Genomic DNA, 13,688 nt, shown 5'->3' with positions numbered 1-13,688 from the left:
AAGCTCCGCCCGGCTGCTGAAGCCGGGCGGAGCTTTTATCAGAAACGTTCTGTCAGAAAGGTTTGTCAGAATGCGCTCTGCCAGATGGACTCTGCAAGAAACGTTCTGCCCTTCAGTGCGTCAGCGCTTGGAGAGCGCTCCGGCCACCAGGAACGCCATCTCGAGCGACTGCATGTGGTTCAGGCGGGGATCGCAGACGGACTCATAGCGGTCCAGGAAGGCTTCCTGGTCGATCGGGTCGGCTCCGCCGAGGCACTCGGCGACGTCGTCCCCTGTCATCTCCACGTGCAGGCCGCCGGGAACGGTGCCGAGCGCGTGGTGGACTTCGAAGAATCCGCGCACTTCGTCAATGACGTCGTCGAAATTGCGGGTCTTGTAGCCGTTGGGCGAGGTGACCGTGTTCCCGTGCATGGGGTCGGTGACCCAAAGGACCTGGGCCCCGGAGGCGGTGACGCGCTCGACGATCGCCGGCAGCTTCTCGCGGATGTTGCCCGCACCCATGCGGGTGATAAAGGTGAGCCGGCCGGGCTCCCGGTTCGGATCCAGCTTGTCGATCAGGCGCAGGGCGTCGTCGCCGCTGGTCGACGGGCCGAGCTTGACGCCGATCGGGTTGCGGACGCGGGAGAGGAAATCAACGTGCGCGTGGTCCAGCTCGCGGGTCCGCTCCCCGATCCACAGGAAGTGCGCGGACGTGTCGTAGGGCAGCCCGGTGCGCGAGTCGATGCGGGTCAGGGCGCGCTCGTAGTCCAGCAGCAGGGCCTCGTGGCTCGCGTAGAATTCCACCCGCTTCAGGGCCTCGAAGTCGGCACCGCAGGAGGACATGAACTTGATGGCACGGTCGATGTCCCGGGCCAGGGACTCGTAGCGGGCGTGGGCCGGGTTCTCGGTGAAGCCCTTGTTCCACTGGTGCACCAGGCGCAGGTCCGCGAAACCGCCCTGGGTGAAGGCGCGGATCAGGTTCAGCGTCGAAGCGGAGGTGTGGTAAGCCGTCAGCATCCGGCCGGCGTCGTGGGCGCGGGACTCGGGCGTGAAATCGTAGCCGTTGACGATGTCGCCCCGGTAGGCCGGCAGGGTGACGCCCTCGCGCGTTTCATCGTTGGAGGAGCGGGGCTTGGCGAACTGGCCAGCCATGCGGCCCATCTTGATGACGGGCATGGCCGCGCCGTAGGTCAGGACAACGGCCATCTGCAGGATGGTCCGGACGCGGGCGCTGATCTTGTCCGCCGTCGCGGCTTCGAAGGTCTCGGCGCAGTCGCCGCCCTGGAGCAGGAACGCCTTGCCCTGCGCGGCGGCGGCGAGCCGTTCGCGAAGGATGTCCACTTCGCCGGCGAACACGAGGGGCGGGAGGACGGAAAGTTCCTTGACGGACGCCTCGAACACAGCCGGGTCCGACCAGGTGGGCTGCTGCGAGGCCGGGAGCTCCCGCCAGTTGTCCAGTCCGGGATAGTTGGCGGCTCCGCTCTGGGCGGTGCTGGTCAGCGGGGAAACTGGTTTCTCAGATAGCTCGGTCACTATCTAAGGATAGTTGTACTGTGGCTGTTCGGCGGTTCCGCCTGTCATTGACCGCGCAGTTTCCGTCATATGGCAACTGGGCAGGACTCAGGCGCCGCCGGGAATCTCCGGGCCGTCCTCCCCTGCCGTCGCCGGCGGGGCCTGTTCCGGACCCTGTTCCGGCGTGGGAGAGGTTGCGTCCTGCGCTGTGTTCGGGCCTGCGTCGCGGCCCGCCTCCTGCGCTTTGCCCGCCAGGCGGAGCTTCACGACGGCGGCGTACTCATCCACGTATTCCTGGCCGGAGAGGCGCATGAGTTCGTACATGATCTCGTCAGTCACTGAACGCTGGATCAGCCGGTCATCCTCCATCCCGTAGTAGCGGCTGAAGTCGAGCGGTTCGCCAAAGATCATGCCGATGCGGCGGATGTTGGGCACCCGCTTGCCGATCGGCTGGACTTTGTCCGTTCCGATCATTGCCACCGGGATGACCGGGACGCGGGCCTGCAGCGCAAGGCGCGCAACCCCCACCTTGCCGCGGTAGAGGCGCCCGTCGGGGCTGCGGGTCCCCTCGGGGTAGATGCCCAGGAGGGAACCCTTCTTGAGCACGTCCATGCCGGCGTTCAGCGACTGCGCGGACGCGGCGCCCCCGGACCGGTCCATGGGGAGCTGGTTGGTGAGCCGGAAGAACGCTGCGGTCAGCCTGCCCTTGATCCCGGTGCCGGTGAAGTATTCGGATTTCGCCAGGAACGCGACCGGCCGGGGCACCATGACCGGCATGAAGATGGAATCCGAGAAGGAGAGGTGGTTAGAGGCAAGGATCGCGGCGCCGTCGGCAGGGACGTTGTCAAGGCCCTTGACCCAGGGCCGGAACAGCAGCCTGAGCACCGGCCCCAGGACAAACGTCTTCATGAACCAATAAAACACTCGGTGACCTCTCCGGAAGGCGTCTGGCCTGCGGCCCGAACCGGGCCCGGCCAGGCTTCAATGGACACCTTACTCTAGTGAGTTTTGGCGCCAAGGGTGACACGATGGGCTCATGACTGAAAGCAGCACTCCCCCTGCGCCGGCCGCTTTCAGCTACCCCGGCCACGGCCCCAACGCCCGGACCGGAGTGGCCATCTGCCACGGCTTCACAGGCAGCCCGCTCAGCGTCCTGCCGTGGGCCCGCCACCTCGCCGCGCAGGGCTTCGCCGTATCGGTACCGCTTCTGCCCGGGCACGGCACCCACTGGCGGGACCTCGCCCGGCAGGGCTGGCAGGACTGGTACAGGAGCTTCGAAACAGCGTACCTGGACCTCGCCGCCCGGACTGATGACTGCTACGTGGCGGGGCTGTCCATGGGCGGCACGATCGCCCTGCGTACCGCGGCCCGCCACAGCGTGGCCGGCGTGGCCGCCGTCAACCCCGGCCTGAGCTTCTACGACCGCAGGGTCCGGATCGTGGGACTGCTCAAGTACTTCCAGCGCACCACCACGCCCATCCAGGAGGAGAATTCCACGGCGGCCACCACCGATGACGGTGACTACTCCCTGACGCCGCTGGCCGCCGTCCACCAGTTGCGCCGGCTGTTCGCCGCGACCCTCCGGGACCTGCCGTCCGTTTCCGCCCCGGCCCTGGTCTTCAAGTCAGGCACCGACGCCGTCGTCCCGCCCTCGTCCCTGGCGCTGCTGCGCAGGCGGCTCGGGTCCCAGGAACTCACCGTGATTCCCCTCCCGCACAGCGGGCACGTTGCCACCCTGGACGCCGATGCGCCGCTACTCTTTGAAGAATCAGTGCGTTTCTTCCTCCAGCACGCCCACGCCAGTTCGCCGCCCCGCGCCCCCTCGGAGACCCCATGAGCATCCTCCCGGACCACTCGCCGTTCAGCAGCCCGTTCACGGGAACCCTCCCCCGGACCGGCATCGTGGTCTCGCACGGCTTCACCGGCAGCCCGCACGGTGTGCGGGACTGGGCGTCGTCCCTGGCCGGCGCCGGGTTCGCCGTCCGGCTGCCCCTGCTGCCGGGGCACGGAACGAGCTGGCAGGAGCTGGCCAAGACCCGCTGGCAGGACTGGCATGCCGCCTTGGACGCGGCCTACCTGGAGCTTGCGGAAGAATGCGACGTCGTCTTCGTGGCGGGGCTGTCCATGGGCGGCGCCCTCGCGTTGCGGATCGCGGCCACCCGCCCCGTGGCGGGGGTGGTGGTGGTCAACCCCGGCCTCGTCATCGATGATCCCCGCGCCCCGCTGGCCGGCATCTTGAAGTTTGTCCTCAAAAGCACCCCGGCGATCGCCAATGACATCCTCAAACCGGGCATGGATGAGTACGCATACCCGCGCACTCCGGTGGCCGCCGCGCACGAGCTTAACAAGATGTTCAAGGACACCGTGCGGCTGCTGCCCCGCGTCACGGCTCCGGTCCGGGTCTACCGTTCCACAGTGGACCATGTGGTGTCCGAATCCAGCATGGAGGCCCTGCGCCGCGGGTTGACCAACGCCCCGCTCGAGGTGGTCCGGCTGGAAAACAGCTATCACGTCGCTACCATGGACAACGACGCGCCCGAGATCTTCCGTGGCACGGCCGAATTTGTCCGGTCTGTTGCAGCCGCAGCCGGTCCGGGCGCGGCCCGCGCCAGCCGGAAGGACACGGCCAATGACTAAACCGGACCCCGACGTCCCGGACCCCGAGACCCCTGACCCCGAGATCCCTGACCCGGACAACGACAGGTCACCTGCCCCTGATGCCGTCGCTGACGCTCCCGGCCTCCAGCGTCCGGGCGCCACCCCGCCCCCTGAGGCACAGGACCCGGCCGCCGCGGACGCACCGCTTGCCGATGACGACGCCGTCTGGCTGGATCTCGTCGCCAGGCTCGAAGGGGTCGGGGCAGGCGGGGACCAGGCAGCTGGCGGCACGGCCGGCGGAACGGACAGCGCCACCGGCGCTGGATCCGGCTCCGGCGCTGGCTCGTCTACGGCGAGGTCGTTCAGCGATTTCGACCCGCTGGGCCTCGCCGGCGTCGCGCCGATCGAGCTTTCCGCCAGGGAGCGGCTCGCCCCCGCCCCGGGGAACCCGGCCGCGGGCAGCAGTGAGGCACCGGACACCGCATCCGGCCCCCGGGATTATGAGGCCGACGACGACGACGACGGCGTGTTCGTCCCGGAGGAGCCGCCCAGCCTGGCCGGTGCCGATCCGATGACCGTCCTTGCCTGGATCGGCGCGGTGGGCGGCCCGATTGCGCTCGTGTTCTCGGCGATGTTCTGGCGGTCGGCCCCGACGCTGGCGATCGTGGGTATGGTGGCCGCGTTCGCAGCCTCCGTGGTGTTCCTGATCATGAAGCTGCCGGGTGAGAAGGACGAGCACGACGACGGGGCTCGCATTTAGTCCGCCCGGTTTAGTCCACCCGGTCAGGGCGCCAGCCGCCGCTCTCGTTGGTACAGGGCCTGGGAAGGCAAACTACTGGGTGTGCATGCGGCTGCTGACCCGGGAGAGGTCGGCGGCGCCTATCAGTCCGGCGTTGGATCCCAGGGCCGCCAGCTCGATCTCCGCCGCGGGGCGGAAGCCGCGGCCGGTGAGATTCCGCGCGAAGGCCTTCCGGGCGGGCGCGACGAGCAGCTCGCCGGCGTCGCACAGCCCGCCGCCGATCACGAACTTGCCGGGGTCCAGTGCGGCTGCGAGGTTCGCCAGGCCAAGGCCCAGCCATTCCCCGACGTCCTCGAGGAGTTCGCGGGAGGCTTGGTCGCCGGCCTTGGCCAGCTCCGTCACGATCACGCCCGTAATGCGTCCCACGTCGCCGTCCACGGCCTTGAGCAGTTCCTGGGCCACCGGGGAATTCGCGGCGGCCAGTTCCCTGGCCTCGCGGCCGAGCGCATTGCCCGAGGCGTATTGTTCCCAGCAGCCGCGGTTGCCGCACTCGCAGCGGTGCCCGCCCGGCATGATGATCTGGTGGCCGAACTCCCCCGCCACACCGAAGCGGCCGCGTTCGAGCCGTCCGTCCATGACCATGGCCCCGCCGATTCCGGTGCCCAGGGTGATGCAGACCAGACGGCTCTGTCCCTGCCCGGCGCCGAAGCGCCATTCCGCCCAGGCGGCGGCGTCGGCGTCGTTGGTCAGCAGGACGGGTCGGCGCAGCAGCCGCTGCAGGTTCTCGCGCAGCGGTTCATTGCGCCAAGCCAGGTGCGGGCTGAAAAGGACAGTGCCGCCGTCGAGGTCCATCCAGCCAGCGGCGCCGATTCCGACCGACCAGATCCGGTGTCCGGCGCCGAGCTCTGCGACCAGTTCGACAATGACCTGTTCCACGGCACGCGGGTCGTTGCCCGGGGTGGAGCGTTTCGCCTGGCTGAGGATCCTGCCCTCGGCGTCCACCACGCCGGCAGCAACCTTGGTTCCCCCGATGTCGACGCCGATCGCCAGGCCCTTGCGGCCCAGCCGCAGGTGTGAGCGGAGGTCGTGCCCGGCCGTGGCGGACGCGGCTCCGGCCAGGGTCCTGCTTCGCCAGGCGGCGGTCCGGCGGCGCAGGCCGGGCTGCCCGCCGGGTGTTGGTGTCTGCATGGTGCCCCATTCTATTCGCCCGGGCCGCCGCAGCCGCGAAGACCCGGCCGCATGACCCGGCAGCAGAGCGCCACGGAGGTGCCCGCAGCATCCCCGACTGGCGAAACGGCGGCCCCAACCGTAAAGTTACTGGCCAGTAGGTGTCGCAGAACACACCTTCGGGGGACCGCATACTAGGCTTAGCGGTACCCCTTGCGGGCCTATGGATACCAAAGGAGCTGTCGTGCGAGAAATCATTGTCCCGCCACTGGTGAATGTCGATCCGGACACCAACGTCACCGATCTCGTGGTGCGCCAGGCGGCCAAGGCCTCCAACCCTGCGTTGTTCTCGCGGCTCGACGCAGCCGGCCAGTGGCAGGACGTCCGCGCCACGGAATTCCTGGCCGACGTATCGGCCCTCGCCAAGGGCCTCATGGCCAGCGGTGTGGAAGCCGGCGACCGGGTGGGCATCATGTCCCGCACCCGGTATGAATGGGCCCTGATCGACTTCGCCATCTGGTTCGCCGGCGCCGTCTCGGTCCCGATCTATGAAACCTCCTCCCCCTCCCAGGTGGCCTGGAACCTTGGCGACTCCGGCGCCGTGGCCGCGTTCGGCGAATCGGCGCACCACGAGGACATCATCCGGCAGGCGGCCACCTCCGAAGGGCTCACCGCCCTGGGGCATGTCTGGCAGCTCGAGGGCGACAGCCTGGACGAGGTCCGTGCGGCCGGAGCCGGCATCAGCGATGCCGAGCTCGAAGCACGGCGCAGCCAGGCGTCCCTGAACGATGTCGCCACGATCATCTACACCTCGGGCACCACCGGCCGGCCTAAAGGCTGCGAGCTGACGCACGGCAACTTCGTGGAACTGTCCGAGAACGCGCTGGTCACGTCGCTGGGCACGATCGTCCACGAGCAGGCGCGGACCATCATGTTCCTGCCCATGGCCCACGTCTTCGCACGCTTCATCTCTGTGCTGGCCGTCGCGGCCGGCGTCACGGTGGCGCACACCCCGGACATCAAGAACCTGCTGCCGGATCTGCAGAGCTACAAACCGACCTTCATCCTCGCCGTCCCGCGCGTTTTCGAGAAGGTCTACAACTCGGCCCTGACCAAGGCCGAGGACGGCGGCAAGGGCGCCATCTTCCACCGCGCCGCGGACACCGCCATCGAATTCTCCCGGGCCCGGCAGGCCGGCAAGGTCGGGCTCGTGCTGACGCTCAAGCACGCCGTGTTCGACAAGCTCGTGTACAGCAAGCTCCGGGCCGCAATGGGCGGGAACGTCTCCCATGCCGTTTCCGGCGGCGGCCCGCTCGGCGAACGGCTGGGCCACTTCTTCCAGGGCATCGGCATGCAGATCCTGGAAGGGTACGGGCTGACTGAAACCACGGCGCCGATCACCGTCAACACCCCCGACCTGATCAAGATCGGCACCGTCGGGGCCCCGATTCCGGGCAACTCCGTCAGGATCGCGGACGACGGCGAGATCCTCGCCAGGGGCGTGTGCGTCATGCGCGGCTACTACAAGCGCGATGACCTGTCCGCCGCGACCTTCGAGGACGACTGGTTCCGCACCGGCGACATCGGCCAGCTGGACGAGTCGGGGTTCCTGACCATCACCGGACGCAAGAAGGAAATCATCGTCACGGCCGGCGGCAAGAACGTCGTCCCGGCCCTGCTGGAGGACCAGATCCGCGCGGACGCGCTCGTCTCGCAGGTGCTCGTGGTCGGTGACAACCGCCCGTTCATTGGCGCCCTGGTGACCCTGGATGAAGAAGCCCTGCCCGGCTGGCTGGGCCGCCACGGGCTCCCGGCCTCGACCTCGCTCGCCGAGGCTGCCGAGAACCCCGCCGTCAAGGCCGCGGTCCAGGAGCTCATCAACCACGCCAACCAGTCCGTATCCCAGGCCGAGGCAATCAAGTCCTTCCGGATCGTGCCGGCCGACTTCACCGAGGCCTCCGGCCATCTGACCCCCTCCATGAAGGTCAAGCGGGCCCAGGTGCTCAAGGACTTCGAGAACGTGATCGAGGAAATGTACAGCACCAAGCGACCCACCCTCGCCTAGGCTGCAACCGCAATCGCCCCGCACCAGAGCAACGCGGGGTCAGATACGGCCCATCCGGCGCCCCCAGATGGGCCGTATCTGACCCCGCTTTCGTTCGGGAGGCAATGTCCGGCATAAACACAAGGGTCCTTCCGGCGGAAGCCGGAAGGACCCTTGTGTGTTGATGGGGTGCGGGTTGCCGCGCTGCGGCTATTCGACGACGAGCAGCAGATCCCCGCCCTGGACCTGTTCGATCCCGGCGACGGCGAGCCGCGCAACGGTGCCGGCCACCGGTGTCGTGATGGACGCCTCCATCTTCATGGCCTCGATCGTGGCCACCGTGTCGCCGGCCTTGACGGTGTCCCCGGCCTTGACGGTCAGCGTGACGGCACCCGCGAACGGCGAGGCGACCTGGCCGGGCTGGGAGGTGTCGGCGCGTTCGGCGGCCTTGACGTTGCTCACCACTGAACGGTCGCGGACCACCACGGGCCGGGACTGGCCGTTGAGCGTGCACATGACCGTGCGCATGCCCTTCTCGTCCGGCTCGGAGACGGCCTCGAGCGAGGCGATCAGGCGGACGCCCTTCTCGAGCTCGATCTCGTGCTCCGCGCCGCGCTGCAGCCCGAAGAGATAGTCCCGCGTGTCCAGCACCGAAAGGTTGCCGTAGGCCTCCACGCTCTTCTGGTAGTCCTTGGTGGGCCCGGCGAAGAGCAGGCGGTTAAGCGTGCCCCGACGGGTTTTGGAGTCACCGTTGAGCGCAGCGCTGTCCTCGGCGCTGATCTCGACGTCGCGGACCTTGACGGTGCGCCCCTGCAGCGCCTTGGTCCGGAAGGGCTCGGGCCAGCCGCCCGGCGGGTCACCGAGCTCGCCGGAGAGGAAGCCGATCACGGAATCCGGGACGTCGTACTTTTGCGGGTTCTCGTTGAAGTCCGCGGGATCGGCGTTGAGGCCCACCAGGTGCAGGGCGAGGTCGCCCACCACCTTGGACGACGGGGTCACCTTGACCAGCCGGCCGAGGATCCGGTCCGCCGCGGTGTACATGTCCTCGATCGCCTCGAAACGCTCGCCCAGGCCCAGCGCCATCGCCTGCTGGCGCAGGTTGGAGAGCTGGCCGCCCGGAATTTCGTGCTGGTAGACCCGGCCCGTGGGCCCCGGCAGTCCCGACTCGAACGGCGCGTAGACCCGGCGGACGGCCTCCCAGTAGGGTTCGAGGGCGCAGACGTTCGCCAGGCTGAGGCCGGTGTCGCGCGGCGTGTGGGCCAGCGCGGCGACGAGGGCCGAGGCCGAGGGCTGGCTGGTGGTTCCGGCCAGCGAGGCAGAGGCCACGTCCACGGCGTCCACGCCGGCATCCACGGCCGCGAGGAGCGTGGCCAGCTGGCCGCCGGCGGTGTCGTGGGTGTGCAGGTGGACGGGGAGGTCGAACCGCTCCCGCAGCGCCGAGACCAGGCGCGCCGCGGCAGCCGGACGCAGCAGCCCGGCCATGTCCTTGATCGCAAGGATGTGCGCCCCGGCGTCGACGATTTTCTGCGCCAGCTCCAGGTAGTAATCCAGGGTGTAGAGCGTTTCCTCCGGGTCCAGCATGTCCGCGGTGTAGCAGAGGGCGACCTCGGCGACGGCGGTACCGGTCTCGCGGACGGCCCGGATGGCCGGAGCCATCTGGTTGACGTCGTTGAGGGCGTCGAAGATCCGGAAAATGTCGATGCCCGTGGCGGCGGCCTCGTTGACGAAGGCCACCGTGACCTCTTCCGGGTAGGGCGTGTAGCCGACGGTGTTGCGGCCGCGGAGCAGCATCTGCAGGCACAGGTTCGGCATGGCCTTGCGCAGGGCGGCAAGCCGGTCCCAGGGGTCTTCACCGAGGAAGCGCAGGGCGACGTCGTAGGTCGCCCCGCCCCAGGCCTCGACAGAGAGCAGCTCGGGGAGCAGCTTGGACTCTGCGGGACCGGCCGCCACGAGGTCGCGGGTGCGCACCCGGGTGGCGAGCAGGGACTGGTGCGCGTCGCGGAACGTGGTGTCCGTGACGGCCACGGCGTCCTGCGCGCGCAGGGCACGGGCGAACCCTTCCGGGCCGAGTTCCTGGAGCCGCTGGCGGGATCCAGGCCGGGCCGCGGCGTCATCCAGGGCCGGAAGCTTGTCCGCCGGGTCCGTGTGGACCTTGAGGTCGCCGTTGGGCTTGTTGACCGTGACGTCGGCAAGCCAGGTCAGCAACTTGGTACCGCGGTCGGCCGAGACCCGTGCCTTCAGCAGCTGGGGCCGTTCGTCAATGAACGAGGTGGCCACGTCCCCGGCGACGAAGTCGGGATCGTCCAGGACGGCCTGCAGGAAGGAGATGTTGGTGGACACGCCGCGGATGCGGAATTCGGCGAGGGCGCGGCGGGCCCGGGCGACGGCGGCCGGGTAGTTGCGTCCGCGGCAGGTCAGCTTGACCAGCATGGAGTCGAAGTGCGGGCTGATCTCCGCGCCCGAGTAGACGGTGCCGCCGTCGAGCCGGACGCCGGCGCCGCCGGCCGAGCGGTAGCCGGTGATCTTGCCGACGTCGGGCCGGAAGCCGTTGGCCGGGTCCTCCGTGGTGATGCGGCACTGCAGGGCGGCGCCCTTGAGCTGGACGCTCTCCTGGGACAGGCCGAGGTCCGCGAGGCTCTCACCGGCGGCGATCCGCAGCTGCGCCTGGACGAGGTCGACGTCGGTGACTTCCTCGGTGACGGTGTGCTCGACCTGGATGCGCGGGTTCATTTCGATGAACACGTGCTGGCCGGCCCGCTCACCCACCGTGTCGACAAGGAATTCGACGGTACCGGCGTTGACGTAGTTCAGCGCCTTCGCGAACTTCACGGCGTCGCGGTAAAGCGCCTGCCGGATGCCTTCGTCGAGGTTCGGGGCAGGCGCGATTTCGATGACTTTCTGGTGGCGGCGCTGGATGGAACAGTCCCGCTCGAAGAGGTGCATGACGTTGCCCTCGGCATCGGCCAGGATCTGGACCTCGATGTGGCGCGGGCGCAGGACGGCCTGTTCCAGGAACATAGTGGGGTCGCCGAACGCGGCGTCGGCTTCGCGCATGGCGGCTTGCAGGGCCTCCGGAAGCGCCTCGCGGGTATCCACGCGGCGCATGCCGCGCCCGCCGCCGCCGGCGACGGCCTTGGCGAAGATGGGGAAGCCGATTTCATCCGCGGCGGCGATCAGTTCGTCCAGGTCCTTCGACGGCTGGCTGGACTTGAGGACCGGGACGCCGGCCTTGCGCGCGGCCTCGAGGGCGGCAACCTTGTTACCCGCGAGTTCCAGGACCTCGGCCGGCGGGCCGACGAAGGTGATGCCGGCCTCCTTCGCGGCCCGCGCCAGGCGCGGGTTCTCGGAGAGGAAACCGTAACCGGGGTAAATGGCGTCCGCCCCGGACTCCTTGGCCACGCGCACCACCTCATCAACGTCCAGGTAGGCCCGGACCGGGTGTCCTTCCTCGCCGATCAGATACGCCTCATCGGCCTTCTGGCGGTGAATGGAGTTGCGGTCCTCGTGGGGAAACACAGCGACAGTCTTGGCACCAAGCTCGTAGCTCGCGCGGAAGGCGCGAATCGCGATTTCGCCGCGGTTGGCCACCAGAATCTTAGAAAACATACTTCTCCTGCTTCATCGCGGGCGTATCGGTAAGTGCTCACAGTGTCTAGGACCTGTGCGGGCAAACACAAATCATTGTGGCGACTGTCACAGCATTATCCGTCACGGACGCCGCGATGGGCAGGGCCTTGGCCTTGCAGCTTTCCCCGTCCGTCCGATTGGCGAGTCTGGCGCCCCACGCCGGATGAAACGGGTTTCGCCGGAGCATCAACATATGATGAGTGGGTGGGTGGCGCATGCACGCCCCGGCTCCGAAGAACGCAGGAGCCGGCACGACCCCGTCTCGGCAACCGGCGTTAGGTATTGGTTTTTCAAGTGCAAGTAGTGAGCATCAGCAGCCTCAAAGGCGGTGTCGGCAAGACATCCGTGACCACCGGACTGGCGTCGGCGGCATTGGCCGCCGGCATCCCCACCCTCGTCGTCGACCTTGATCCGCATGCTGACGCCAGCACTGCCCTGGGCGTGAGCCCGGACGATCAGCTCGATATCGGCAGGATGCTGAGGTCGCCGCGGCGGGCGCATCTGGCGGACAACGTGGTCCCCAGCGGCTGGGTGGAACACGCCCGGATCAACGGCCGCGGCAACGCCAGTGCGAACGGCAGCGCCAACGGCAGAATTCAGTCCGGCGCGGCAACCTCCGTCCTGGACGTGGCCGTCGGCTCTGCCTATACCGGCATCTACGACCGCCCCGACCTGGGCCGCCGCGACCTCCGCCGGCTTTCCACGGTCCTGGCCGGTGCGGAGAACTACGAACTCGTCCTGGTCGATTGCCCGCCGTCACTGAATGGCCTGACCCGGATGGCGTGGTCCGCGAGCGACAAGGTGACCCTGGTGGCCGAGCCCGGACTCTTCTCGGTGGCCGGCACGGAACGCACCATGCGCGCCATCCAGTTGTTCCGGCAGGAATTCGCCCCCAAGCTGTCCCCGGCCGGCATCGTGGCCAACCGGGTGCGCAGCAGTTCGGCCGAACACTCGTTCCGGCTCTCGGAGATGGAATCCATGTTCGGCCAGCTGCTGCTGAGCCCGCATATCCCGGAGCAGGCCAACTGGCAGCAGATCCAGGGCGCGGCCCACTCCATCCACCACTGGCCCGGCGACTCGGCCAAGAATGCGGCCGGGCTCTTCGATGCCCTGCTGCAGAACCTGCTGAACCAGGGCGGCGTGGCCCCGGCCGGCGCTGTCCGCGACCGCAGCCTTCGGTAGCCCCGGACTGCCGTACACAGCCCAACAGAATGAGGCCGCCTTCCCTGTCCGGGAGGCGGCCTCATTCTGTTGAACTAAGCGTTGTATTCAGTCGTGCCTGCAGCTGTGGGCGCTAGCCGATCTTGCGGGCCGCCCGGCGCTTGCTCAGCTCGTCGTCGGGAAAGGACTGGTCCGCGGCGTGTTCGCTGGGAAGGGCTGCGAGGCTTCCTTCAACTTCGCGCCATACGCGGCCGACGGCGATGCCGAACACCCCCTGGCCGCCCTGGACGAGATCAATGACTTCATCTGCCGATGTGCACTCGTAGACGCTGGCGCCGTCGCTCATGAGCGTGATCTGGGCAAGGTCCTCGACGCCGCGCTCCCGCAGGTGCTCCACGGCGGTGCGGATCTGCTGCAGGGAGACGCCCGTGTCCAGGAGCCGTTTGACCACCTTGAGAACCAGAATGTCGCGGAAACCGTAGAGCCGCTGCGAGCCGGAGCCGGCCGCGCCGCGGACGGCGGGCTCAACGAGTCCGGTGCGCGCCCAATAATCGAGTTGGCGGTAGGTAATGCCGGCCGCCTTACAGGCGGTGGGTCCGCGGTAGCCCGCGTCCTCGTCCAGAACGGGGAGATCCTCGGTGAACAGCAGGCCTTGGGCACCGCTGGCGGGCACAGCAATGCCGGCCGTTGAGGCCTGCTTCAGCTCGCCTGCTTCGCCTTTCGGACTCACGTGGACCCTCCTTGTCGTGGGTTCCCCTGGGTTTGTTGCATCGGCAGCAATAGATGTGAACAGCTGCATGACACAGGATGAATACTTCATCCGTGTAATTCAGCCGGGCTGCACCTTCCAGTGTGACTTGC

Annotated in this window: 10 protein-coding genes; 5 read left to right on the top strand and 5 right to left on the bottom strand. The window is 68.3% G+C overall.

Annotated features, from left to right (window positions below; translation table 11 throughout):
* Positions 1-120 precede the first annotated feature (120 nt).
* Together B5X90_RS13660 and B5X90_RS13655 are read right to left on the bottom strand one after the other, a co-directional pair.
* Positions 121-1,515: a class II 3-deoxy-7-phosphoheptulonate synthase gene (locus B5X90_RS13660; RefSeq protein ID WP_079553910.1), complete on the bottom strand. Its 1,395-nt coding sequence runs from the start codon at positions 1,513-1,515 to the stop codon at positions 121-123.
* Positions 1,516-1,599: 84 nt separating this feature from the next.
* Positions 1,600-2,415 (bottom strand): lysophospholipid acyltransferase family protein, encoded by an 816-nt coding sequence (locus tag B5X90_RS13655; protein WP_079553907.1) that lies wholly within the window; start codon positions 2,413-2,415, stop codon positions 1,600-1,602.
* Between the two features lie 112 nt (positions 2,416-2,527).
* On the opposite strand from B5X90_RS13655, the gene B5X90_RS13650 reads away from it, so the two are divergent.
* The 3 genes from B5X90_RS13650 to B5X90_RS13640 are packed head-to-tail and all read left to right on the top strand — an operon-like array spanning position 2,528 to position 4,849.
* Positions 2,528-3,328: an alpha/beta hydrolase gene (locus B5X90_RS13650; RefSeq protein ID WP_079553905.1), complete on the top strand. Its 801-nt coding sequence runs from the start codon at positions 2,528-2,530 to the stop codon at positions 3,326-3,328.
* The gene (locus tag B5X90_RS13645) at positions 3,325-4,128 is read left to right on the top strand and encodes an alpha/beta hydrolase (protein ID WP_079553902.1); all 804 of its coding nucleotides are present in this window, start codon (positions 3,325-3,327) and stop codon (positions 4,126-4,128) included. Before B5X90_RS13650 ends, B5X90_RS13645 begins: the two co-directional genes overlap by 4 nt.
* Positions 4,121-4,849 carry a hypothetical protein gene (locus B5X90_RS13640; protein WP_079553899.1) on the top strand — a complete coding sequence of 243 codons (729 nt, stop codon included), beginning with the start codon at positions 4,121-4,123 and terminating at the stop codon, positions 4,847-4,849. Before B5X90_RS13645 ends, B5X90_RS13640 begins: the two co-directional genes overlap by 8 nt.
* 72 nt (positions 4,850-4,921) lie before the next feature.
* Here B5X90_RS13640 and B5X90_RS13635 read toward each other — a convergent pair whose 3' ends face one another.
* Positions 4,922-6,016, bottom strand: coding sequence for an ROK family glucokinase (locus tag B5X90_RS13635; protein WP_143264754.1), 1,095 nt, complete (start codon positions 6,014-6,016; stop codon positions 4,922-4,924).
* 223 nt (positions 6,017-6,239) lie between these two features.
* On the opposite strand from B5X90_RS13635, the gene B5X90_RS13630 reads away from it, so the two are divergent.
* Positions 6,240-8,060 (top strand): AMP-dependent synthetase/ligase, encoded by a 1,821-nt coding sequence (locus B5X90_RS13630; RefSeq protein ID WP_079553896.1) that lies wholly within the window; start codon positions 6,240-6,242, stop codon positions 8,058-8,060.
* 189 nt (positions 8,061-8,249) lie between these two features.
* Here B5X90_RS13630 and B5X90_RS13625 read toward each other — a convergent pair whose 3' ends face one another.
* Positions 8,250-11,645 (bottom strand): pyruvate carboxylase, encoded by a 3,396-nt coding sequence (locus tag B5X90_RS13625; RefSeq protein ID WP_079553894.1) that lies wholly within the window; start codon positions 11,643-11,645, stop codon positions 8,250-8,252.
* 315 nt (positions 11,646-11,960) lie between these two features.
* Between B5X90_RS13625 and B5X90_RS13620 the strand changes: the two genes are divergently transcribed.
* Positions 11,961-12,848 carry a ParA family protein gene (locus B5X90_RS13620; protein ID WP_079553892.1) on the top strand — a complete coding sequence of 296 codons (888 nt, stop codon included), beginning with the start codon at positions 11,961-11,963 and terminating at the stop codon, positions 12,846-12,848.
* 112 nt (positions 12,849-12,960) lie between these two features.
* On the opposite strand, the gene B5X90_RS13615 is transcribed toward B5X90_RS13620, so the two are convergent.
* Positions 12,961-13,557 (bottom strand): MerR family transcriptional regulator, encoded by a 597-nt coding sequence (locus B5X90_RS13615; RefSeq protein WP_079553890.1) that lies wholly within the window; start codon positions 13,555-13,557, stop codon positions 12,961-12,963.
* Between the last annotated feature and the right edge of the window lie 131 nt (positions 13,558-13,688).

Origin of the sequence: Arthrobacter sp. 49Tsu3.1M3 (genome assembly GCF_900168135.1) — a bacterium.
Taxonomy (GTDB): domain Bacteria; phylum Actinomycetota; class Actinomycetes; order Actinomycetales; family Micrococcaceae; genus Arthrobacter.
Note: the sequence above shows the minus strand (reverse complement) of the source record. Positions and strands in the feature narration are given on the sequence as shown.